The sequence below is a fragment of the Streptomyces paromomycinus genome, from assembly GCF_003865155.1.
Lineage (GTDB): Bacteria > Actinomycetota > Actinomycetes > Streptomycetales > Streptomycetaceae > Streptomyces > Streptomyces chrestomyceticus.
Map to the genome: position 1 here is coordinate 8,060,826 of NZ_BHZD01000001.1, position 21,735 is coordinate 8,082,560.

The 21,735-nt window shown below is 71.7% G+C and carries 19 protein-coding genes; 18 read left to right on the forward strand and 1 reads right to left on the reverse strand.

The features are described 5' to 3' along the window. Position 1: 1 nt before the first annotated feature. From ruvX to nusB, 12 genes are all read left to right on the forward strand, one after another. Complete coding sequence (gene ruvX / locus OEIGOIKO_RS34860) at positions 2-466, forward strand: Holliday junction resolvase RuvX (RefSeq protein ID WP_125059350.1); 465 nt, start codon at positions 2-4, stop codon at positions 464-466. Positions 467-591: 125 nt separating this feature from the next. Next, positions 592-2,550: an endolytic transglycosylase MltG gene (gene mltG, locus OEIGOIKO_RS34870; RefSeq protein ID WP_125057378.1), complete on the forward strand. Its 1,959-nt coding sequence runs from the start codon at positions 592-594 to the stop codon at positions 2,548-2,550. A 120-nt stretch (positions 2,551-2,670) separates the two neighbouring features. Further along, entirely contained in the window at positions 2,671-3,510 is an 840-nt protein-coding gene (locus tag OEIGOIKO_RS34875) for a shikimate dehydrogenase (protein ID WP_125057379.1), read from the forward strand. A gap of 117 nt (positions 3,511-3,627) precedes the next feature. Then, the gene (gene aroC, locus OEIGOIKO_RS34880; protein WP_125057380.1) at positions 3,628-4,812 is read left to right on the forward strand and encodes a chorismate synthase; all 1,185 of its coding nucleotides are present in this window, start codon (positions 3,628-3,630) and stop codon (positions 4,810-4,812) included. Further along, on the forward strand, positions 4,809-5,390 hold the full coding sequence (locus OEIGOIKO_RS34885; RefSeq protein ID WP_125057381.1) for a shikimate kinase: 582 nt from the start codon (positions 4,809-4,811) through the stop codon (positions 5,388-5,390). The genes aroC and OEIGOIKO_RS34885 overlap by 4 nt, the downstream gene beginning before the upstream one ends. Beyond that, positions 5,387-6,478 (forward strand): 3-dehydroquinate synthase, encoded by a 1,092-nt coding sequence (gene aroB, locus OEIGOIKO_RS34890; RefSeq protein ID WP_030999404.1) that lies wholly within the window; start codon positions 5,387-5,389, stop codon positions 6,476-6,478. The genes OEIGOIKO_RS34885 and aroB overlap by 4 nt, the downstream gene beginning before the upstream one ends. Continuing rightward, complete coding sequence (aroQ, locus tag OEIGOIKO_RS34895; RefSeq protein ID WP_125057382.1) at positions 6,475-6,912, forward strand: type II 3-dehydroquinate dehydratase; 438 nt, start codon at positions 6,475-6,477, stop codon at positions 6,910-6,912. The genes aroB and aroQ overlap by 4 nt, the downstream gene beginning before the upstream one ends. A 266-nt stretch (positions 6,913-7,178) precedes the next feature. After that, positions 7,179-8,036, forward strand: coding sequence for an AAA family ATPase (locus OEIGOIKO_RS34900; protein ID WP_125057383.1), 858 nt, complete (start codon positions 7,179-7,181; stop codon positions 8,034-8,036). Positions 8,037-8,802: 766 nt separating this feature from the next. After that, positions 8,803-10,284: an MFS transporter gene (locus OEIGOIKO_RS34905; protein ID WP_125057384.1), complete on the forward strand. Its 1,482-nt coding sequence runs from the start codon at positions 8,803-8,805 to the stop codon at positions 10,282-10,284. A gap of 329 nt (positions 10,285-10,613) precedes the next feature. Next, positions 10,614-11,720: an aminopeptidase P family protein gene (locus OEIGOIKO_RS34910; RefSeq protein WP_125057385.1), complete on the forward strand. Its 1,107-nt coding sequence runs from the start codon at positions 10,614-10,616 to the stop codon at positions 11,718-11,720. A 67-nt stretch (positions 11,721-11,787) separates the two neighbouring features. After that, positions 11,788-12,354, forward strand: coding sequence for an elongation factor P (efp, locus tag OEIGOIKO_RS34915; protein WP_125057386.1), 567 nt, complete (start codon positions 11,788-11,790; stop codon positions 12,352-12,354). 2 nt (positions 12,355-12,356) lie between these two features. Then, complete coding sequence (nusB, locus tag OEIGOIKO_RS34920; RefSeq protein WP_030999394.1) at positions 12,357-12,791, forward strand: transcription antitermination factor NusB; 435 nt, start codon at positions 12,357-12,359, stop codon at positions 12,789-12,791. A 162-nt stretch (positions 12,792-12,953) separates the two neighbouring features. Here nusB and bldD read toward each other — a convergent pair whose 3' ends face one another. Further along, the gene (gene bldD, locus OEIGOIKO_RS34925; RefSeq protein ID WP_003982726.1) at positions 12,954-13,454 is read right to left on the reverse strand and encodes a transcriptional regulator BldD; all 501 of its coding nucleotides are present in this window, start codon (positions 13,452-13,454) and stop codon (positions 12,954-12,956) included. A gap of 222 nt (positions 13,455-13,676) precedes the next feature. Here bldD and pyrR point away from each other — a divergent pair, with 222 nt between their 5' ends. From pyrR to carB, 6 genes are all read left to right on the forward strand, one after another. Beyond that, entirely contained in the window at positions 13,677-14,252 is a 576-nt protein-coding gene (gene pyrR, locus OEIGOIKO_RS34930; RefSeq protein WP_030999392.1) for a bifunctional pyr operon transcriptional regulator/uracil phosphoribosyltransferase PyrR, read from the forward strand. A 94-nt stretch (positions 14,253-14,346) separates the two neighbouring features. Continuing rightward, a complete protein-coding gene (locus OEIGOIKO_RS34935) occupies positions 14,347-15,333 on the forward strand; it encodes an aspartate carbamoyltransferase catalytic subunit (RefSeq protein ID WP_125057387.1) in 987 nt (328 codons plus the stop codon). Next, the gene (locus OEIGOIKO_RS34940; RefSeq protein ID WP_125057388.1) at positions 15,333-16,622 is read left to right on the forward strand and encodes a dihydroorotase; all 1,290 of its coding nucleotides are present in this window, start codon (positions 15,333-15,335) and stop codon (positions 16,620-16,622) included. The genes OEIGOIKO_RS34935 and OEIGOIKO_RS34940 overlap by 1 nt, the downstream gene beginning before the upstream one ends. Continuing rightward, positions 16,619-17,209, forward strand: a complete 591-nt coding sequence (locus OEIGOIKO_RS34945; protein WP_125057389.1) for a PH-like domain-containing protein — start codon at positions 16,619-16,621, stop codon at positions 17,207-17,209. The genes OEIGOIKO_RS34940 and OEIGOIKO_RS34945 overlap by 4 nt, the downstream gene beginning before the upstream one ends. Further along, positions 17,206-18,372: a glutamine-hydrolyzing carbamoyl-phosphate synthase small subunit gene (carA, locus tag OEIGOIKO_RS34950; protein ID WP_125057390.1), complete on the forward strand. Its 1,167-nt coding sequence runs from the start codon at positions 17,206-17,208 to the stop codon at positions 18,370-18,372. The genes OEIGOIKO_RS34945 and carA overlap by 4 nt, the downstream gene beginning before the upstream one ends. Further along, complete coding sequence (gene carB / locus OEIGOIKO_RS34955; RefSeq protein WP_125057391.1) at positions 18,365-21,676, forward strand: carbamoyl-phosphate synthase large subunit; 3,312 nt, start codon at positions 18,365-18,367, stop codon at positions 21,674-21,676. Before carA ends, carB begins: the two co-directional genes overlap by 8 nt. The last annotated feature ends 59 nt before the right edge of the window (positions 21,677-21,735 follow it).

The window sequence follows — 21,735 nt, forward strand, 5'->3', positions numbered from 1 at the left end:
GATGCGACGCGGCAGGCGCCTCGCCATCGACGTCGGTGACGCCCGGATCGGGGTCGCCTCGTGCGACCCCGACGGGGTCCTCGCGACCCCCGTGGAGACGGTGCCGGGCCGGGACGTCCCGGCCGCGCACCGGCGGCTTCGGGCCATTGTCGAGGAGTACGAGCCCATCGAGGTCGTCGTCGGCCTGCCCCGCTCCCTGAACGGGGGAGAGGGGCCGGCCGCGGCCAAGGTGCGGGCCTTCGCGCAGGAGATGGCGCGCGGGATCGCTCCGGTGGCGGTACGCCTCGTCGATGAGCGCATGACAACCGTCACAGCCACCCAGGGGCTGCGGGCCTCGGGAGTGCGGAGCAAAAAGGGACGTTCGGTGGTGGATCAGGCCGCTGCCGTGGTGATTCTGCAGAGCGCACTGGAGACCGAACGGGTGTCTGGACAGCCACCCGGAGAGAGCGTCGAAGTGGTCATCTGATCGCGGTACGGTAACGTTCCGCGCGACGTAGCGGCGGATCGAACAACCGCACGTGCAGAAAGAGGCGGTCGGTACCGCAGGCGCTGCCACTCTGGAGCGCACCGCCTCGCGGCTCTAGGGGATCGATGACTGAGTATGGCCGGGGCTACGGCTCCGAACCGTGGCATCCCGACGACCCTCTCTACGGAGACCAGGGTCGTTACGGGGGCCAGCCGCAACAACCTCAGCAAGGTCCCTACGGGGAGCAGTACGGCGGCCCGCAGCAGCAGAACGCTTACGGCGGTCAGCAGCAGGAGGGCCGCCAGCACGGTGGCCATGGTGGCCAGCAGCACGGTGGTCCGCAGCATGGCGGTCACGGCGGTCAGCCGCACGGTGGCCATGGCGGTCCGCAGCAGCCCTACGGGCAGCAGCCGCAGGACCGGCAGTGGGACGAGCTGTCCGGCCCGTACCCTCCGGTCCAGCAGCAGTACGGCGGCGGCTGGGACGCCTCCCAGGGCGGCGCCCCGTACGACCCGTACGGGCAGCACCCGCCGGTCGACCCGTACAGCGGCCAGAGCCCCGACTACTACGGGACGCAGGACGCCTACCCGCCGCCGCAGCCCCAGCACCTCCGGCAGCAGCAGGCGGGGCAGCCGGAGCCGCACGGCCAGGCAGGGCAGCCGGGGGCCCACGGGCAGGCCGGACAGCCGGGGCCCCACGGGCAGCCCGGTCCTCACGAACAGTCCGGGCCGCACGGCCAGCCCGGTCCGCACGGACCGCAGGGACAGGGCGAGCAGGGGGACCGGATCGCCCAGACCGCCCAGTTCGAGGCGGTACGGCCGGAGCACTTGAGCCAGCCGCCGCACCCGTCCCCGCCCGGCGACGACTTCCGGGCCGCTCCCGGTCCCGAGCAGGACGAGCAGGTACGCGACCCGGCGCACTCCTTCTTCAAGGACGACCGGGACGGCGACGACGGCTACGACGACGACACCGACCCGCGCGAGGAACGCCGCGCCGGCCGCGAGCGCCGCGGCCGCAAGAGCAAACAGCGCAGCCGGATGGCCTGCCTGATCGTCGCCGGTGTCTTCGTCGTCGGCGGTGGCGGTGTCGCCTACTTCGGCTACGACTTCTGGCAGAGCCACTTCGGCTCGGCTCCCGACTTCGAGGGCGAGGGCAGCGGGGACGTCCAGGTCCAGATCCCGTCCGGCGCCTCCCTCCTGAAGATGGGCCTGATCCTCAAGGAGGCGGGCGTCGTCAAGAGCGCGGACGCCTTCACGGAGGCGGCGAGCGGCAAGCAGCTCCAGGCCGGCGCCTACTCGCTGCGCAAGCAGATGTCCGCGGCGTCCGCGGTGCAGCTCATGCTGGACCCCAAGAGCCGCAACGGCCTGACGGTCCGCGAGGGCCTGCGCAACGGTGCCGTCTACGACCTGATCGACAAGAAGCTGCACCTGAAGTCCGGCACGACCAAGGAGGTCGCCGCCGCGCAGGTGAAGAACCTCGGGCTGCCCTCCTGGGCGAACAGCAACCCGAAGATCAAGGACCCGCTGGAAGGGTTCCTCTACCCGTCCACCTACAGCGTCAGCGGCAAGGCGAAGCCGGAGGACGTCCTCAAGGAGATGGTGGCGCGGGCCAACCGGGAGTACGCCAAGTACGACCTGGAGGAGAACGCCAGGAAGCTGGACCTGAAGTCGCCGCTGGACCTGATCACGGTCGCCAGCCTCACCCAGGCCGAGGGCATCACCCACGACGACTTCCGGAAGATGGCCGCGGTCGTCTACAACCGGCTGGCGACGAGCAACACGGTCACCAACCAGAAGCTCGAATTCGACTCCACGTACAACTACCTGAAGAACCAGAGCAAGATCGACATCAGTACGCGCGAGATCCGCAACTACGACGACCCGTACAACACGTACTTCTACAAGGGCCTGCCGCCCGGCCCGATCGGCAACCCGGGCGAGGACGCGCTGAAGGCGTCGATCGACCCGGACCAGAGCGCCAAGTGGCTGTTCTTCATCTCGATCGACGGCAAGAAGACGGACTTCACGACCAACCTGACAGACCACGAGAAGCTGGTCGCGGAGTTCAACAAGCGCAAGCGGTAGGAGGCACGGGCCGGTCCCGGCCGGGCCGCCGGAAGACGGGCGGCCCGGCCGGGACCGGGGGCGCCTCGGCCCCCGCGCGCGGTTCGTCTATCGTTTCGCGGGTCCGAGCTGAGGAGCACCATGTCCAGTGAAGTCCAGGGCCGTCACCGTGCGGCGGTCCTCGGGTCGCCGATCGCCCACTCCCTCTCCCCGGTCCTGCACCGGGCCGCCTACACCGAACTGGGCCTGACCGGCTGGGAGTACGGCCGGCACGAGATCGACGAGGCCGCGCTGCCCGGCTTCATGGCCGGGCTGGACGGCGGCTGGGCGGGCCTCTCCTTGACCATGCCGCTCAAGCGCGCGGTGATCCCGCTGCTGGACGGGATCAGCGACACCGCCGCCTCCGTGGAGGCCGTGAACACCGTCGTCTTCACCGAGGACGGGCGGCGCACAGGCGACAACACCGACATCCCGGGCATGCTGGCCGCCCTGCGCGAGCGCGGTGTGCAGCAGGTCGAACGGGCCGCGATCCTGGGCGCCGGTGCCACCGCCTCCTCCGCGCTCGCGGCCCTGTCCCGCATCTGTGCGGGCGAGGTGACCGCCTACGTACGCAGCGAGGCGCGCGCAGCGGAGATGCGCGGCTGGGGCGAGCGGCTGGGCGTCGCCGTCCGTACGGCCGACTGGTCGCAGGCCGCCGGGGCCTTCGAGGCGCCGCTGGTGATCGCCACCACTCCGGCCGGGACCACCGACGCGCTGGCCGCCGAGGTACTCGAACAGCCCGGCACCCTCTTCGACGTCCTGTACGAGCCCTGGCCGACCACCCTCGCCACCGCGTGGGGCGCGCGCGGCGGGGCGGTCGTGGGCGGCCTGGACCTCCTCGTCCACCAGGCCGTACTGCAAGTGGAGCAGATGACGGGGCGGTCCCCGGCGCCCCTGGAAGCGATGCGCGCGGCGGGGGAGGCGGCGCTCGCGGGGCGGTGACCCGTCCGGCCCGTCCGGCCGGTGGTCCGGTTCCTGGACGGGCAGCGGTGCACCGGCGCGGACGTGGGAGGATCAGGGGAAGACTGTTCGCGCAGTAGCAGGACATGAGGAGCATCGTTGAGCAGGTTGCGCTGGCTGACGGCGGGGGAGTCGCACGGCCCCGCACTCGTGGCGACGCTGGAGGGCCTCCCGGCCGGCGTCCCGATCACCACGGACATGGTGGCGGACGCCCTGGCCCGTCGCCGGCTCGGCTATGGCCGCGGTGCCCGCATGAAGTTCGAGCGCGACGAGGTCACCTTCCTCGGCGGTGTCCGGCACGGACGCACCCTCGGCTCGCCGGTCGCGATCATGGTCGGGAACACCGAGTGGCCCAAGTGGGAGAAGGTCATGGCGGCCGACCCGGTCGACGAGGCGGAGCTGGCCGAACTGGCCCGTAACGCCCCGCTGACCCGGCCCCGCCCCGGCCACGCCGACCTGGCCGGTATGCAGAAGTACGGCTTCGACGAGGCCCGCCCGATCCTGGAGCGCGCCTCCGCCCGCGAGACCGCGGCCCGCGTCGCCCTCGGCACGGTCGCCCGCTCCTTCCTCAAGGAGACGGCCGGTATCGAGATCGTCTCGCACGTGGTCGAGCTGGCCGCCGCCAAGGCGCCGTACGGCGTGGTGCCGAAGCCCTCGGACGTGGAGCGCCTGGACGCCGACCCGGTCCGCTGCCTGGACCCCGAGGCGAGCGCGGCGATGGTCGCCGAGATCGACCAGGCCCACAAGGACGGCGACACCCTCGGCGGCGTCGTCGAGGTGCTGGCGTACGGCGTGCCCGTGGGCCTCGGCTCGCACGTCCACTGGGACCGGCGGCTGGACGCGCGGCTGGCCGGTGCCCTCATGGGCATCCAGGCCATCAAGGGCGTCGAGGTCGGTGACGGCTTCGACCTGGCCCGGGTGCCCGGCTCCAAGGCGCACGACGAGATCGTCTCGACCGACGAGGGAATCCGCCGCACCACCGGCCGCTCCGGCGGCACCGAGGGCGGCCTGACCACCGGCGAGCTGCTGCGCGTACGGGCCGCGATGAAGCCCATCGCGACCGTCCCGCGCGCGCTGGCCACCGTCGACGTCGCCACCGGCGAAGCCACGCAGGCGCACCACCAGCGCTCCGACGTGTGCGCGGTCCCCGCGGCCGGCATCGTCGCCGAGGCGATGGTCGCGCTGGTGCTGGCCGACGCGGTGGCGGAGAAGTTCGGCGGCGACAGCGTGCCGGAGACCCGCCGCAACGTGCGGTCCTTCCTCGACGGCCTGGCGATCAAGTGACGCCGCCGCTCGTGGTGCTGGTGGGCCCCCCGGGCGCGGGGAAGTCCACCGTGGGGGCCCTGCTGGCCGAGCGGCTCGGCGCCGGGTACCGCGACACCGACGCGGACATCGAGGCGGGCGCGGGCAAGCCCATCCCGGAAATCTTCATCGACCACGGCGAGCCGCACTTCCGTGACCTGGAGCGACAGGCCGTACGCGCCGCGGTCGAGAGCCACCCCGGGGTGCTCTCGCTCGGCGGCGGCGCGATCATGGACGAGGGCACCCGCGCCCTGCTGACCGGCCTGCCGGTCGTCTTCCTGGACGTCCAACTGGCCGACGCCGTACGGCGCGTGGGGCTGGACGCGCCGCGCCCGCTGCTCGCCGTCAACCCGCGGCAGCGGTGGCGCGAGCTGATGGAGGCGCGCCGCCCGCTGTACACGGAGGTCGCGCGCGCCGTGGTCGCCACGGACAGCCGGACGCCCGAAGAGGTCGCCGCGGCCGTACTGGACGCATTGCAGCTACACACATCACCGGAGGCCGGGACGCCGGCGGCGGACGCCGCGGCCCCCGGCACGCCCGGGAGGAAGGAACACCCGTGACGGAGCAGGCCACCCGTATCCAGGTCGGCGGCACCGCGGGCACCGACCCGTACGAGGTCCTGGTCGGCCGGCAGCTGCTGGGCGAGCTGGCGGGCCTGATCGGCAAGAAGGCCCAGCGCGTCGCCGTGCTGCACCCGGAGGCGCTGGCCGCCACCGGCGAGGCGCTGCGCGAGGACCTGGCGGGCCAGGGCTACGAGGCCATCGCCGTCCAGCTGCCCAACGCCGAGGAGGCCAAGACCGCCGAGGTCGCCGCGTACTGCTGGAAGGCGCTGGGCCAGACCGGCTTCACCCGCACCGACGTGATCGTGGGCGTCGGCGGCGGCGCCACCACCGACGTCGCGGGCTTCGTCGCCGCGACCTGGCTGCGCGGGGTGCGCTGGATCGCCGTACCGACCACCGTGCTCGGCATGGTGGACGCCGCGGTCGGCGGCAAGACCGGCATCAACACCGCCGAGGGCAAGAACCTGGTCGGCGCCTTCCACCCGCCGGCCGGTGTGCTGTGCGACCTGGCCGCGCTGGACTCCCTCCCGGTCCACGACTACGTGTCCGGGCTCGCCGAGGTCATCAAGGCCGGCTTCATCGCCGACCCGGCGATCCTGGAGCTGATCGAGTCCGACCCCGAGGGCGCCAAGCGCCCCGACGGGCCGCACACCGCCGAGCTGATAGAGCGCGCCATCCGGGTCAAGGCCGAGGTCGTCTCCGCGGACCTCAAGGAGTCCGGCCTGCGCGAGATCCTCAACTACGGGCACACCCTGGCGCACGCCATCGAGAAGAACGAGCGCTACAACTGGCGGCACGGCGCCGCCGTCTCCGTCGGCATGGTCTTCGCCGCCGAGCTGGGCCGGATCGCCGGCCGGCTGGACGACGCGACCGCCGACCGGCACCGCGCCGTCCTGGGCGCGGTCGGCCTGCCGCTGACCTACCGCGGCGACCAGTGGCCCAAGCTGCTGGAGACGATGAAGGTCGACAAGAAGACGCGCGGCGACCGGCTGCGTTTCATCGTCCTGGACGGCCTGGCCAAGCCCACCGTCCTGGAGGGCCCGGACCCGGCGATGCTGCTCGCCGCGCACGCGGAGATCGCCGCGTGAGGCGCGTGCTGGTCCTCAACGGGCCCAACCTCGGCCGCCTGGGCTCCCGCGAGCCCGACGTGTACGGCGCCACGTCCTACGCCGGGCTGGTCGAGCGGTGCACGGCGCTCGGCAAGGAACTGGGCTTCGAGGCGGAGGTCCGGGAGACCAACGACGAGGGCGAGCTGGTGCGCTGGCTGCACGAGGCGGCGGACGGATCGCTTCCGGTCGTCCTCAACCCCGGCGCGTTCACGCACTACTCGTACGCCATGCGGGACGCCGCCGCCCAGCGCACCGCGCCGCTCGTCGAGGTGCACATCTCCAACCCGTACGCCCGCGAGGAGTTCCGCCACAACTCGGTGATCGCGGCGGTGGCCAGCGGTACGATCGCCGGCTTCGGCATCGGCTCCTACGAACTCGCGCTGCGCGCACTGGCCGCCGAACTCACCGCCTGAGCCCGGCCCGCCCCGCACACCGCGCCGTCCCCCGGCCGTCGCAGAGCCGACGACCGGGGGACACCGGCTGCCCCTGCCGGGGGAGGACCGCGGCCATGTTCTGCGGGTACCGTTCGCCGGACAACCACCTCGGCCCACCCGGGCCGGACGCCCGGCGCGCCGGACACGCGAACACCGTACGGACGCAACTCCCGCCCGTACCGCGAGCACCGCGCATGCCCCGGGCGGCCACGAGCATTCGACCGCACGAGACGGAGAGCCACCGGATGCAGCACGCAGGGGGGACTCCGCTGCCACCGCCTCACGGGCCGGTGCCCGGCCACGGGGCCGCGATGACCCCGCATCCCGGTCCCGGTCACCCCATACCGCCGCACCAGCATCAGCACCAGCCGCAGGCCGCGCCGCCCGCGCCCGGCTGGCCCGCGCCCCCGCCGCCCGCCGCCCCGCCGCACGGCGCGCCGACCGCGCCGCCGCCCGCCGAGGCCACCGGGCACATCCAGCTCCCGCCCGGCGCCCCCGTGGCGCTGCCCAGCCCGCCCGCCGGTGCTTCCGCGCCGGACGCCGCGCACGCCGCCGTGGCCGTGCTGCTCATCGGCCCGGCCGGCGCCGGCAAGACCAGCGTCGCCCGGCACTGGGCCGACACCCGCCGGGTGCCCACCGCGCACATCAGCCTCGACGACGTCCGCGAATGGGTACGGTCCGGCTTCGCCGACCCCCAGTCGGGCTGGAACGACCACTCCGAGGCGCAGTACCGCCTGGCCCGCCGCACCTGCGGCTTCGCGGCCCGCAACTTCCTCGCCAACGGCATCTCCTGCATCCTCGACGACGCCGTCTTCCCGGACCGCCCGGTCATCGGCCTCGGCGGCTGGAAGCGCCACGTGGGCCCCGGCCTGCTGCCGATCGTGCTGCTGCCGGGCCTGGAGATCGTCCTGGAGCGCAACGCCCGCCGCACGGGCAACCGGCGCCTCTCCGACGAGGAGGTCGCCCGCATCCACGGCCGGATGGCGGGCTGGTACGGCTCCGGCCTGCCCATCATCGACAACTCCGCACACGACGTACCCACCACGGCCCGCCTCCTGGACGACGTGGTCGCCCGCAGCATCGCGAGCCCGCCGAGCTGGTAGGGGACCCGGAAGAGGCCGCAGCCCCGGCCCGGCACTCCCTGCCGCGGCCGCCCCTGCCCCGGCATTCCCTCCTGCGGCCCCTGCCCCGACCCCGGGATTCTCGGGGATACCGGGGTGCCCGGGGTTCCCGCCGTCCCCTCCGGGTATGCCCCCGCCGGGGGGACGATCTTGTTCGATTCGCCCCGTAGGGTCACCTGCCCGCTTGGCCGGTGACCTGTGACCTCGAAGGCCGCGGGTTGAAGCGGTCCCGCGCTGAAGCGGTCCCGTACTGAAGCGGCCGGTGTCGCAAGTGCGGGCAACCACGCCGGAGTGGAGTGCGAGCGGCAGGGTGAGGCGAGTTCGGCCCGGCAGTGCGAGCCGGGGGCGTTCGGCGTCGTCCGCGTCGCTCGGGGAGGCTTCCTGTGGGGCTGTCGTGCCTCGGACGCTGTCACAGACGTCTTGTTTGCGTCGGGAGCCCGGGATGTCGTAGCGTGCAAAAGTTCCTGTGCCGAGGTATCGGTGGCAGCGACCGGATTTCCTGTTCCTCCTGTGTCGACCTTGAGGTGGCGACCTATTAACCAGGCCATGTAGTCGTCCGCGTTCCCCGCGTGCTGTTGTGTCGCACGTGTCCGGGGCGGACGCCGCGCTGGCCTGAGTTGCGTCACCCTCCCCCGCAGTTTTCCTTCCCGGGTGCAGCTCTGCCGTCTGCCCCGGGTTTCGTGCTTTCCGGACCTGGTGCGGCTGTCGGCAGAGCTCCCCGATCCCTTTGGATCAGGAGTTTCCCGTCGTGTCTTCCTCCGCGCTCGACAACGAGCCGAAGCACACCACCACCCAGCCCCCGGCCCGGCCCGCACCCGGTCTGTCGAAGATGGGCCCGGCGGCCTGGATCGCCCTCTTGGTGCTTCTGGGCGCCGAGCTGATGGATATGATCGACCAGTCGGTCGTCCTGACCGCCCTGCCCGCGATCCAGGAGTCCACTGGCGCCGGACCGGACACGGTGCAGTGGCTGACCACCGGCTATTCACTGCCCATCGCCGTCGGACTGATCACCGGCGGACGCCTCGGCGACCTCTACGGCCGCCGCAGAATCCTCCTCATCGGCACCGTCGTGTTCACCACGGCCTCACTGCTGTGCGGCCTCGCTGACGGGCCGGGCATGATGATCGCCGCCCGCGCGCTCCAAGGCGTGGGGGCGGCCGTGATGATCCCGCAGATCCTGGCCACCCTCCATGTCACCTTCGAGGGGCAGAACCGCAGCAAGGTGTTCGGCCTGTACGGGGCCGTCATGTCGCTCGCCAATGTCCTGGGCCCGGTGATGGGCGGCCTGCTGACCGAGTCGGACCTGTTCGGGCTGTCCTGGCGGCCGATCTTCCTGGTCAACGTGCCCGTCGGCCTCGCCGTGCTCCTCCTGGGGCGCAGGTTCGTCCCCGAGTCGACGGTGCAGAAGGCCAACCGGCTCGACCTGACCGGCATGCTCCTGTCCGCGTCGGCCGTCGTCCTGATCGTATTCCCCCTCACGGAGGGGCACCTCCACCACTGGCCGCTGTGGTGCTTCGCCCTGCTCGCCGCGGGCCTGCTCGTCCTCGGCGTCTTCCTGCGGCACCAGAAGCGCAAGCAGGGCAACGCCCCGCTCGTACCTCTGTCCCTCTTCCGGGGCCGGCAGTTCTCCGGCGGCATGGCCGCACAGCTGGTGCACGGCCTGCTGTGCGGGCTGTTCTTCATGACCTGGACCCTCTACCTCCAGCACGGGCTGGGCATGAGCCCCTTCCACGCGGCCCTGGCCTTCGTGCTGCTCTCCGTCGGAGAGCTGGGCGGTGCGACGGTCGTGGCGAGGAGCGGCGGGCGCTTCGCCCGCCGGCTGCCGCAAGCCGGAGCTCTCGTCACGCTCGCCTCGACGGCCGCCTACGGGCTCCAGATCGAAACAGCCCAGGCGGCCCTGAGCCTCGTGGCGATGACTGCTCCGGTCATACTGATCGGGTTCGGCCTCGGCATGGTCGGCGGCCCGCTCGCCGACATGTCGCTGGCCGAGGTCCCGCACGAGGACGCGGGGTCCGCCTCGGGCCTGTTCAACACCGTCATGCACCTGGGCATCGCCCTGGGCACAGCGCTGACCGCGCTGGTGTTCTTCGCGACCACCGGCGGCTCACCCGAGGCCGCACTCAACCGCGAAGCGTTCATCACCGTGCTGTGGTGGGTCGGTGGTCTCCTGGCCCTGCTGTGGGCCCTGCTGTTCTGCCTGCCCGAGCACACGGAGAACCGGGCCGGGTAGACCGGTTCCCCAAGGCGGCGGCACCCGGCCCCGTGCCGCCGCCTCGTCCTCTCCCTGTACGCCTTTCATGCAGCCATGAGGCCACGAGGGCCACGAGGGCCACGAGGGGTGGAGCCTCACGACCACGACCACGTCCACGCCACCGGACAGCCGAGCCCATCGGGGTCCGGTCCGTACGGCGCCGTCAGTCCGACCCTGACCGTCCGGCCACACCCGCCGCGCGTCCCCAGCCAGGTCCGCCGCACGCCCCCCGGACGGTCCCGCCGCCGAATCCCCCACCCGGACCCGCCCGACCGGCCGGGCCCGACCAGGGCCCGTACGCTCGGTGCATGTCCGAGCTCTACTCGGCCCGGCGTACGCGGCTGCGCGACCGCTGCGCCGCCGCCGGCAGCGCCGCGGCGCTGATCTCGCGTCCCGCCAATGTCCGCTACCTCGCCGGCTGCGCACCGCCCGGCGCGGCCCTGCTGCTCGGCCCCGACGACGACCTCCTGCTGACCGAGGGGCCGCTCAGCGGCGACCCCTCGGAGGGACGGCCCGCCGAGGAGCTGCGGGTCTCCGAGCTGCCCACCCGGGACGGCGACCCGGTGGTGGCCGCCGCCGACCAGGCCGCGCGGGCGGGGGCGGGCTCGCTCGCCGTCGAGGAGCACCACCTCACGGTCGCCCGGCACCGCGCGCTGGCCCAGGTGGCGCCCCGGCTGCGGCTCGCCGACCTCGCCCGCGCCGTCGAGGCGCAGCGGGTCGTCAAGGACGACGAGGAGATCTCCTGCCTGCGGATCGCCGCGGAGATCACCGACCAGGCCCTCGGCGAGTTGCTGGAGTCGATCCTGGTGGGCCGTACGGAGCGGCACCTCGCCCTGGAACTGGAGCGCCGTCTGGTCGACCACGGTGCGGACGGCCCGGCCTTCGCCACCTCGGTCGCCGCAGGGCCGCATTCGGGACGTCCCGGACATCTGCCCACCGACCGGCGGGTCGAGGAAGGTGACTTCCTGACCGTCAACCTGGGGGCGAACTACCGCGGTTACCGTTGCGAGATCGGCCGTACCTTCGTCATCGGCACCACGCCGGCGGACTGGCAGATCGAGCTGTACGACCTTGTTTTCGCAGCCCAGCGAGCCGGGCGGGAGACACTGGCACCGGGTGTGGAGTGCCGCGAGGTGGACCGGGCGGCACGTCAGGTGCTGGTCGGCGCGGGCCACGGCGAGCGCCTGGGGCCGGGTACCGGACACGGCGTGGGACTCGAAATCGACGAGGACCCTCGGCTGTCACCTGCGGCCATGGGTAAACTGGACGCTTGCGTGCCGGTCACCGTCGATCCGGGGATTCACATCCCGGGCCGCGGCGGCGTCCGGATCGACGACACACTCGTCGTCCGCCCCGAGGCGGACGGCGGGCCCGAGCTACTCACGATCACGACCAAGGAGCTGCTCGCGCTCTGAGCCGGACCCGGTTCGACGCGCGGCTGCCCGGGGTCCCACCACCCGCAGTCCAGGAGATTCCGCAACCGTGGCTTCCACGAACGACCTCAAGAACGGCCTGGTGCTCAAGCTCGAAGGCGGCCAGCTCTGGTCCGTCGTCGAGTTCCAGCACGTCAAGCCCGGCAAGGGCCCCGCCTTCGTCCGCACCAAGCTCAAGAACGTGCTGTCCGGCAAGGTGGTGGACAAGACCTTCAACGCCGGTGTGAAGGTCGAGACGGCCAACGTCGACAAGCGTGGGATGCAGTTCTCGTACATGGACGGCGAGTACTTCGTCTTCATGGACATGGACACCTACGACCAGCTGCACATCGACCGCAAGACCGTCGGTGACGCCGCCAACTACCTGCTCGAAGGCTTCGAGGCCGTCGTGGCGCAGCACGACGGCGAGGTGCTCTACGTCGAGCTGCCGGCCGCCGTCGAGCTGGTCATCAAGGAGACCGAGCCGGGCGTCCAGGGCGACCGCTCCACCGGTGGCACCAAGCCCGCCATCCTGGAGACCGACTACCAGATCCAGGTGCCGCTCTTCATCACGACCGGTGAGAAGATCAAGGTCGACACCCGCTCCGGCGAGTACCTCGGCCGGGTGAACAGCTAACCGTGGCCGCCCGTAACAAGGCCCGTAAGCGCGCCTTCCAGATCCTCTTCGAGGCCGACCAGCGCGGTGCCGACGTGCAGTCCGTGCTGGCGGACTGGATGCGGCACGCCCGGACCGATCCGCGGCAGCCGCCGGTCAACGAGTACACCCTGCAACTGGTCGAGGGGTACGCGGAGCACGTCGAGCGCATCGACGAACTGCTCGACACCTACTCCGTCGGCTGGTCGCTGGACCGGATGCCGACGGTCGACCGCAATGTCCTGCGGCTCGGCGCGTACGAGCTGATCTGGGTGGACGAGACGCCGGACGCCGTGGCGATCGACGAAGCGGTGCAGCTGGCCAAGGAGTTCTCCACGGACGAATCCCCGGCCTTCGTCAACGGCCTGCTGGCCCGCCTGAAGGAACTGAAGCCCAGCCTGCGGCGCGAGGCGCGCTGAGGCGGCGGTGGATCCCGTGAAAGGGCCCGGAGCGTATCGACGCTCCGGGCCCTTCGCACGTGCGGGGCAGGAGTGAGCGCCGCAGGTACCGGTGCACAGAAAACCGCCGCCCCGACGGAGTCGGAAGCGGCGGTACGTTTCTGCAGGTGACGCCGTACGGGGTCAGATGTCCTCGTGCTGCACCGCGCGGCGCGCGTCGGCGTCCAGCACGCCCCAGCTGATCAGCTGCTCGGTCAGCACGGAGGGCGACTGGTCGTAGATCACGGCGAGGGTGCGCAGGTCGTCCTGGCGGATCGAGAGGACCTTGCCGTTGTAGTCGCCGCGCTGGCTCTGGATCGTGGCGGCGTAGCGCTGCAGCGGGCCGGCCTTCTCGGCGGGGACGTGGGCCAGGCGCTCCAGGTCCAGGACCAGCTTCGGCGGCGGCTCGGCCGCTCCGCCTGGGGTCGTGCCCGGCAGCAGTTCCTGCACCGGCACACCGTAGAAGTCGGCCAGCTCGGCCAGGCGCTGTACGGTCACGGCACGGTCGCCGCGCTCGTACGAACCCACCACGACGGCCTTCCAGCGGCCCTGGGACTTCTCCTCGACACCGTGGAGAGAGAGGCCCTGCTGGGTGCGGATGGCGCGGAGCTTGGCCCCGAGCTGTTTGGCGTATTCGCTGGACATAAAGCTCCCCGGACGCTGTGTAGACGTGCGGCGCGGGCCGCGCGGCTGGTAACTCACTGTGAGGTTACGCAGCGTAATTCGGCGTCGTCAAGCCGAATGAGTCACACGGTGGCCCCGAAGGGGTGCGCTCGGACCCCGCCGTGGCTCCTGGTACCGTGAACGGCGTAACCCCGACGTCCTTTAAAGTCCGTCCTGTGAGGCGGAGAAGGAGGTCCGTTCGTCATGGACGCCCCCAGCTCCAACGCTGCGCGTCCGGTCCTCGAAGGCCCGGACATCACGCGCATGCTCACCCGCATCGCCCACGAGATCGTCGAACGCGCCAAGGGCGCCGACGACGTGGTGCTCCTCGGCATTCCCACCCGCGGGGTCTTCCTCGCCCGCCGGCTGGCCGCCAAGCTCGAAGAGATCACCGGCCGCGCGGTACCGGTCGGCTCGCTCGACATCACGATGTACCGCGACGACCTGCGCCTGGGCCCGGCGCGCGCCCTCGCGCGCACCGACATCCCCGGTGACGGCATCGAGGGCCGGGTGGTCCTCCTCGTCGACGACGTGCTCTTCTCCGGCCGGACCATCCGTGCCGCCCTCGACGCCCTCAACGACATCGGCCGGCCGCGCGCCGTGCAGCTCGCCGTCCTGGTCGACCGCGGCCACCGCGAGCTGCCGATCCGTGCCGACTACGTGGGCAAGAACCTCCCCACGTCGCTGCGGGAGACGGTCAAGGTCCAGCTCACCGAGGAGGACGGCCGCGACGCCGTGCTGCTCGGCGTCAAGCAGACCGCCCCGGCCGGCGAGCAGTAGCGCCCCTCTGGACGGACCCGGTACGGCCGGGCCGCCAGTCATGCCTGCTCGACGGACATACCCGTACACCTCCCTCACCCACGGAGAAAACCGGATGAAGCGTCATCTCATCTCGGCCGCCGACCTCACCCGCGACGACGCCGTCCTGATCCTCGACACCGCCGAGGAGATGGCCCGGGTGGCGGACCGGCCGATCAAGAAGCTCCCCACCCTGCGCGGACGCACCGTCGTCAACCTCTTCTTCGAGGACTCCACGCGCACCCGCATCTCGTTCGAGGCGGCCGCCAAGCGGCTGTCGGCGGACGTCATCAACTTCTCCGCGAAGGGCTCGTCCGTCTCCAAGGGCGAGTCGCTGAAGGACACCGCGCTGACCCTGGAGGCGATGGGCGCGGACGCCGTCGTCATCCGGCACGGCGACTCCGGCGCCCCGCACCGCCTGGCCACCTCCGGCTGGATCGGCGGTTCGGTGGTCAACGCCGGCGACGGTACGCACGAGCACCCCACCCAGGCGCTGCTGGACGCCTTCACCATGCGCCGGCACCTGACCGACGGCGCGGGCCAGGACCTGTCCGGCCGCCACATCACCATCGTCGGCGACATCCTGCACAGCCGGGTCGCCCGCTCCAACGTCCACCTGCTGACCACCCTGGGCGCCGAGGTGACGCTGGTCGCGCCGCCCACGCTGGTGCCGGTCGGTGTCGAGCGGTGGCCGTGCGAGGTCAGCTACGACCTGGACGCGGTGCTGACCAAGTCGGACGCGGTGATGATGCTGCGCGTCCAGCGCGAGCGGATGAACGCCGCCTTCTTCCCCACCGAGCGGGAGTACGCCCGGCGCTACGGCCTGGACGGCGACCGGATGAGCCGGATGCCCGACCACGCGATCGTGATGCACCCCGGCCCGATGAACCGCGGCATGGAGATCACCGCCGAGGTCGCCGACTCGCCGCGCTGCACCGCCGTCGAGCAGGTGGCCAACGGTGTCAGCATCCGGATGGCCGTCCTGTACCTGCTGCTGGGCGGGAACGAACCCGCCGTCACCACCACTACGCCCCAAGCCGCGCGTTTCGAGGAGAGCAAGTAATGAGCAAGACCCTGATCCGCGGGGCGAACGTCCTGGGTGGCGAGCCGCAGGACGTCCTGATCACCGATGGCGTGATCACCGCCGTCGGCAACGAACTGGCCGGTACCGAGGACGCCACCGTCGTCGAGGCCGCGGGCCGGATCCTGCTGCCCGGCCTGGTCGACCTGCACACCCACCTCCGCGAGCCGGGCCGTGAGGACTCCGAGACCGTCCTGACCGGCACCAAGGCCGCCGCCGTCGGCGGGTTCACCGCCGTGCACGCCATGGCCAACACCTTCCCCGTCGCCGACACCGCGGGCGTCGTCGAGCAGGTCTGGCGCCTGGGCAAGGAGTCCGGCTACTGCGACGTGCAGCCGGTCGGCGCGGTGACCGTGGGCCTGGAGGGCAAGAAGCTCGCCGAGCTGGGCGCCATGCACGACTCGGCCGCGGGCGTCCGGGTCTTCTCCGACGACGGCAAGTGCGTGGACGACGCGGTGATCATGCGCCGCGCGCTGGAGTACGTGAAGGCGTTCGACGGCGTGATCGCCCAGCACGCCCAGGAGCCCCGGCTGACCGAGGGCGCTCAGATGAACGAGGGCATCGTCTCCGCCGAGCTGGGCCTGGCCGGCTGGCCGGCGGTGGCCGAGGAGTCGATCATCGCGCGGGACGTGCTGCTCGCCGCGCACGTCGGTTCGCGGGTGCACATCTGCCACCTGTCCACCGCCGGGTCCGTCGAGATCGTCCGCTGGGCCAAGTCCAAGGGCTGGAACGTCACCGCCGAGGTCACCCCGCACCACCTGCTGCTGACCGACGAGCTGGTCCGGTCCTACAACCCCGTCTACAAGGTGAACCCGCCGCTGCGTACGGAGGCCGACGTGCTGGCGCTGCGCGAGGCGCTGGCCGACGGCACCATCGACTGCGTCGCCACCGACCACGCCCCGCACCCGCACGAGGACAAGGACTGCGAGTGGGGCGCGGCCGCCATGGGCATGGTCGGCCTGGAGACGGCGCTCTCCGTCGTCCAGCACACGATGGTCGACACCGGTCTGCTGGACTGGGCGGGCGTCGCCGACCGGATGTCCGGCCGCCCCGCGCAGATCGGCCGTCTCAAGGGGCACGGCCGTCCGGTCTCGCCTGGCGAGCCCGCCAACCTCACGCTGCTCGATCCGGCATACCGTGGACCCGTGGACCCCGCGGGCTTCGCGTCCCGCAGCCGCAACACGCCCTACGAGGGCCGTGAGCTGCCGGGTCGCGTGACCCACACCTTCCTGCGGGGCCGGGCAACGGTCGTGGACGGGAAACTGGCGTGACATCTTCAATCATCCAACTGGCAGCCGAGCAGAAGTCCGCCGAGGTCACCGACTGGGCGGCCCGGATCGGCTGGGTCGTCGGACTGCTCCTGTTCGTCGCGCTCCTGTACTGGCTGATGCGCGAGGGCTGGAAGTGGCGCGGCACCCTCCAGGGCGACCTGCCCGAGCTGCCCACGGCGCCCGAGGACGCCGGGGAGCCGCTGCTGACGATGACCGGCCGCTACCACGGTTCGACGACCGCCGGACAGTGGCTGGACCGCGTCGTCGCACGCGGCCTGGGCACCCGCAGCCGCGCCGAGCTGACCCTGACGGACGCCGGCCTGGACGTCGTACGGCCCGGCGCGCAGGACTTCTTCGTCCCGGCCGCCGCGCTGCGCGGTGCCCGCCTGGACAAGGGCATCGCCGGCAAGGTCCTGCCCGAGGGCGGCCTGCTGGTGATCACCTGGGCGCACGGCGACAAGGAACTCGACTCCGGCTTCCGGTCCGACCGGGCCGCCGAGCACACCGCATGGGTCACCGCTCTGACCGAGCTGACCAGCGAGAACATCAAGAGCAGCAAGATCACCGAAACGGAAGGCGCACGATGACGACCTCCACCAGGGCAGCCGCGAAGGCTCCCGCCATACTCGTCCTGGAGGACGGCCGCAGCTTCCGCGGCCGCGCCTACGGGGCCGTGGGGGAGACCTTCGGCGAAGCGGTGTTCTCCACCGGCATGACCGGCTACCAGGAGACCCTGACCGACCCCTCGTACCACCGCCAGGTCGTCGTCATGACCGCCCCGCACATCGGCAACACGGGCGTCAACGACGAGGACCCGGAGTCCGCCCGCATCTGGGTCTCCGGCTTCGTCGTACGCGACCCCGCCCGCACCCCGTCCAACTGGCGCTCGGCCCGCACCCTCGACGACGAACTGGCCGCCCAGGGCGTCGTCGGCATCAGCGGCATCGACACCCGCGCCCTCACCCGCCACCTGCGCGAGCGCGGCGCGATGCGGGTCGGCATCTTCTCCGGCCCGGCGCTCGACGGCCCGGCCGGCACCGGCCTCGCCGACGAGGCGGCGCTGCTGGCCAAGGTGCAGTCGGCCCCGCAGATGAAGGGCGCCGACCTGTCCGCCGAGGTGGCCACCAAGGAGGCGTACGTGGTTCCCGCGCAGGGCACCAAGCGCTTCACGGTCGCCGCGGTCGACCTGGGCATCAAGGGCATGACCCCGTACCGCATGGCCGAGCGCGGCATCGAGGTGCACGTGCTGCCCGCCACGGCGAGCGCCGAGGACGTGTACGCCGTCGACCCCGACGGTGTGTTCTTCTCCAACGGGCCGGGCGACCCGGCCACTGCCGACCACCCGGTCTCCGTCATGCAGGCGGTCCTGGAGCGCGGCACGCCGCTGTTCGGCATCTGCTTCGGCAACCAGATCCTCGGCCGCGCGCTGGGCTTCGGCACGTACAAGCTGAAGTACGGGCACCGCGGCATCAACCAGCCGGTGCAGGACCGTACGACCGGCAAGGTCGAGGTCACCGCGCACAACCACGGCTTCGCCGTCGACGCGCCGCTCGACAAGATCTCCGAGACCCCCTACGGGCGCGCCGAGGTCTCCCACGTCTGCCTCAACGACAACGTGGTGGAGGGGCTCCAGCTCCTGGACCGGCCGGCCTTCAGCGTCCAGTACCACCCCGAGGCCGCCGCGGGCCCGCACGACGCGGCCTACCTGTTCGACCGCTTCGTCCAGCTCATGGAGGGCCAGCGTGCCTAAGCGCACCGATATCCAGTCCGTCCTGGTCATCGGCTCCGGCCCGATCGTCATCGGCCAGGCAGCCGAGTTCGACTACTCCGGCACCCAGGCGTGCCGGGTCCTGAAGGCCGAGGGCCTGCGGGTCATCCTGGTCAACTCCAACCCGGCCACGATCATGACCGACCCGGAGATCGCCGACGCCACCTACGTCGAGCCGATCACCCCGGAGTTCGTCGAGAAGATCATCGCCAAGGAGCGCCCGGACGCCCTGCTGCCCACCCTGGGCGGCCAGACCGCGCTGAACACCGCGATCTCGCTGCACGAGTCCGGCACCCTGGAGCAGTACGGCGTCGAGCTGATCGGCGCCAACGTCGAGGCGATCAACAAGGGCGAGGACCGCGACCTGTTCAAGGAGGTCGTGGAGGCCGTCCGCCGCAAGATCGGCCACGGCGAGTCCGCCCGCTCCTACATCTGCCACACCATGGACGACGTCCTGAAGGGCGTCGAGGAGCTGGGCGGCTACCCGGTCGTCGTCCGCCCCTCCTTCACCATGGGCGGCGCCGGCTCCGGCTTCGCCCACGACGAGGAGGAGCTGCGCCGCATCGCCGGCCAGGGCCTGGCCCTGTCGCCGACCACCGAGGTGCTCCTGGAGGAGTCCATCCTCGGCTGGAAGGAGTACGAGCTGGAGCTGATGCGCGACAAGAACGACAACGTCGTGGTCGTCTGCTCCATCGAGAACTTCGACCCGATGGGCGTGCACACCGGCGACTCCATCACCGTCGCCCCGGCGATGACGCTCACCGACCGCGAGTACCAGATCCTGCGGGACGTCGGCATCGCCGTGATCCGCGAGGTCGGCGTGGACACCGGCGGCTGCAACATCCAGTTCGCCGTCAACCCCGTCGACGGCCGGGTCATCGTCATCGAGATGAACCCGCGCGTCTCGCGCTCCTCGGCGCTCGCCTCCAAGGCCACCGGCTTCCCGATCGCGAAGATCGCTGCCCGGCTGGCCGTCGGCTACACGCTCGACGAGATCCCCAACGACATCACCGAGCAGACCCCGGCGTCCTTCGAGCCCACCCTCGACTACGTCGTCGTCAAGGTCCCGCGCTTCGCCTTCGAGAAGTTCCCGGCGGCGGACGCCCGGCTGACCACCACCATGAAGTCGGTCGGCGAGGCGATGGCCATCGGCCGTAACTTCACCGAGGCGCTGAACAAGGCGCTGCGCTCGCTGGAGAAGAAGGGCAGCCAGTTCGAGTTCACCGGCGACCCCGGTGACAAGGCGGAGCTGCTGGTCAAGGCCGAGATCCCCACGGACGGCCGGATCAACACCGTCATGCAGGCGATCCGGGCCGGCGCCACCCCCGAGGAGATCTTCGACGCCACGAAGATCGACCCGTGGTTCGTGGACCAGCTGTTCCTGGTCAAGGAGACCGCCGACGAGATCGCGGCCGCCGACCAGCTCGGCCCCGAGGTCCTGGCGTACGCCAAGCGGCACGGCTTCTCCGACGCCCAGATCGCCGCGATCCGCGGCCTGACCGAGGACGTCGTCCGCGAGGTCCGGCACGCGCTCGGCGTCCGCCCCGTCTACAAGACGGTGGACACCTGCGCCGCCGAGTTCGCCGCGAAGACCCCGTACTTCTACTCGTCCTACGACGAGGAGAGCGAGGTCGCGCCGCGCGAGAAGCCCGCCGTGATCATCCTGGGCTCCGGCCCGAACCGCATCGGCCAGGGCATCGAGTTCGACTACTCCTGCGTGCACGCCTCCTTCGCGCTCTCCGACGCGGGCTACGAGACCGTCATGGTCAACTGCAACCCGGAGACCGTCTCCACCGACTACGACACCTCCGACCGCCTGTACTTCGAGCCGCTGACGCTCGAAGACGTGCTGGAGATCGTGCACGCCGAGCAGGCGGCGGGCCCGGTCGCCGGCGTCGTCGTCCAGCTCGGCGGCCAGACCCCGCTGGGCCTGGCGCAGGCGCTCAAGGACAACGGCGTACCGATCGTCGGCACCTCGCCCGAGGCCATCGACCTGGCCGAGGAGCGCGGCGCGTTCGGCCAGGTGCTGACCGACGCGGGCCTGCCCGCCCCCAAGTACGGCACCGCCTACTCCTTCGCCGAGGCCAAGGGCATCGCCGCCGAGATCGGCTACCCGGTCATGGTCCGGCCGTCCTACGTGCTCGGCGGCCGCGGCATGGAGATCGTCTACGACGAGCCGTCGCTGGGCGAGTACCTGGAGCGGCACGCCGGCCTGATCGACCAGCACCCGGTCCTCATCGACCGCTTCCTGGACGACGCCATCGAGATCGACGTGGACGCCCTCTACGACGGCCACGAGCTCTACCTCGGCGGCGTCATGGAGCACATCGAGGAAGCCGGCATCCACTCCGGCGACTCCGCCTGCGCCCTGCCGCCCATCACGCTCGGCGGCTACGACATCAAGCGGCTGCGCGCCTCCACCGAGGCCATCGCCAAGGGCGTCGGCGTGCGCGGACTGATCAACATCCAGTTCGCGATGGCCGGCGACATCCTGTACGTGCTGGAGGCCAACCCGCGCGCCTCGCGCACCGTGCCCTTCACCTCCAAGGCCACCGCGGTACCGCTGGCCAAGGCCGCCGCCCGCATCTCGCTGGGCGCCACCGTCGCCGAGCTGCGCGCCGAGGGCATGCTGCCGAAGAGCGGTGACGGCGGCACGCTCCCGCTGGACTCGCCGATCTCCGTCAAGGAGGCCGTGATGCCCTGGTCGCGCTTCCGCGACGCCGCGGGGCACGGCGTGGACACCGTGCTGGGTCCGGAGATGCGCTCCACCGGCGAGGTCATGGGCATCGACTCGGTCTTCGGCACGGCGTACGCCAAGTCGCAGGCCGGCGCGTACGGCGCGCTGCCCACCAAGGGCCGCGCGTTCGTCTCCGTCGCCAACCGCGACAAGCGCTCGATGATCTTCCCGGCGCGGGAACTGGTCGCCCACGGCTTCGAGCTGCTCGCCACCTCCGGCACCGCCGAGGTGCTGCGCCGCAACGGCATCAACGCCACCGTGGTGCGCAAGAAGAGCGAGGGCGAGGGCCCCAACGGCGAGAAGACCATCGTCCAGCTCATCCACGACGGCGAGGTCGACCTCATCGTCAACACGCCGTACGGCACCGGCGGCCGCCTGGACGGCTACGACATCCGCACCGCGGCCGTCGCCCGCGCCGTCCCGTGCCTGACCACGGTCCAGGCGCTGGCCGCCGCCGTCCAGGGCATCGAGGCGCTGTCCCGCGGCGACGTGGGCGTGCGCTCCCTCCAGGAACACGCGCGGCAGCTGACCGCGGCCCGCGAGGAGTAGGGCCACCGGAGGGGGACACCACCGCGGTGTCCCCCTCTTCATGAGCCCCCGCCCCCGGA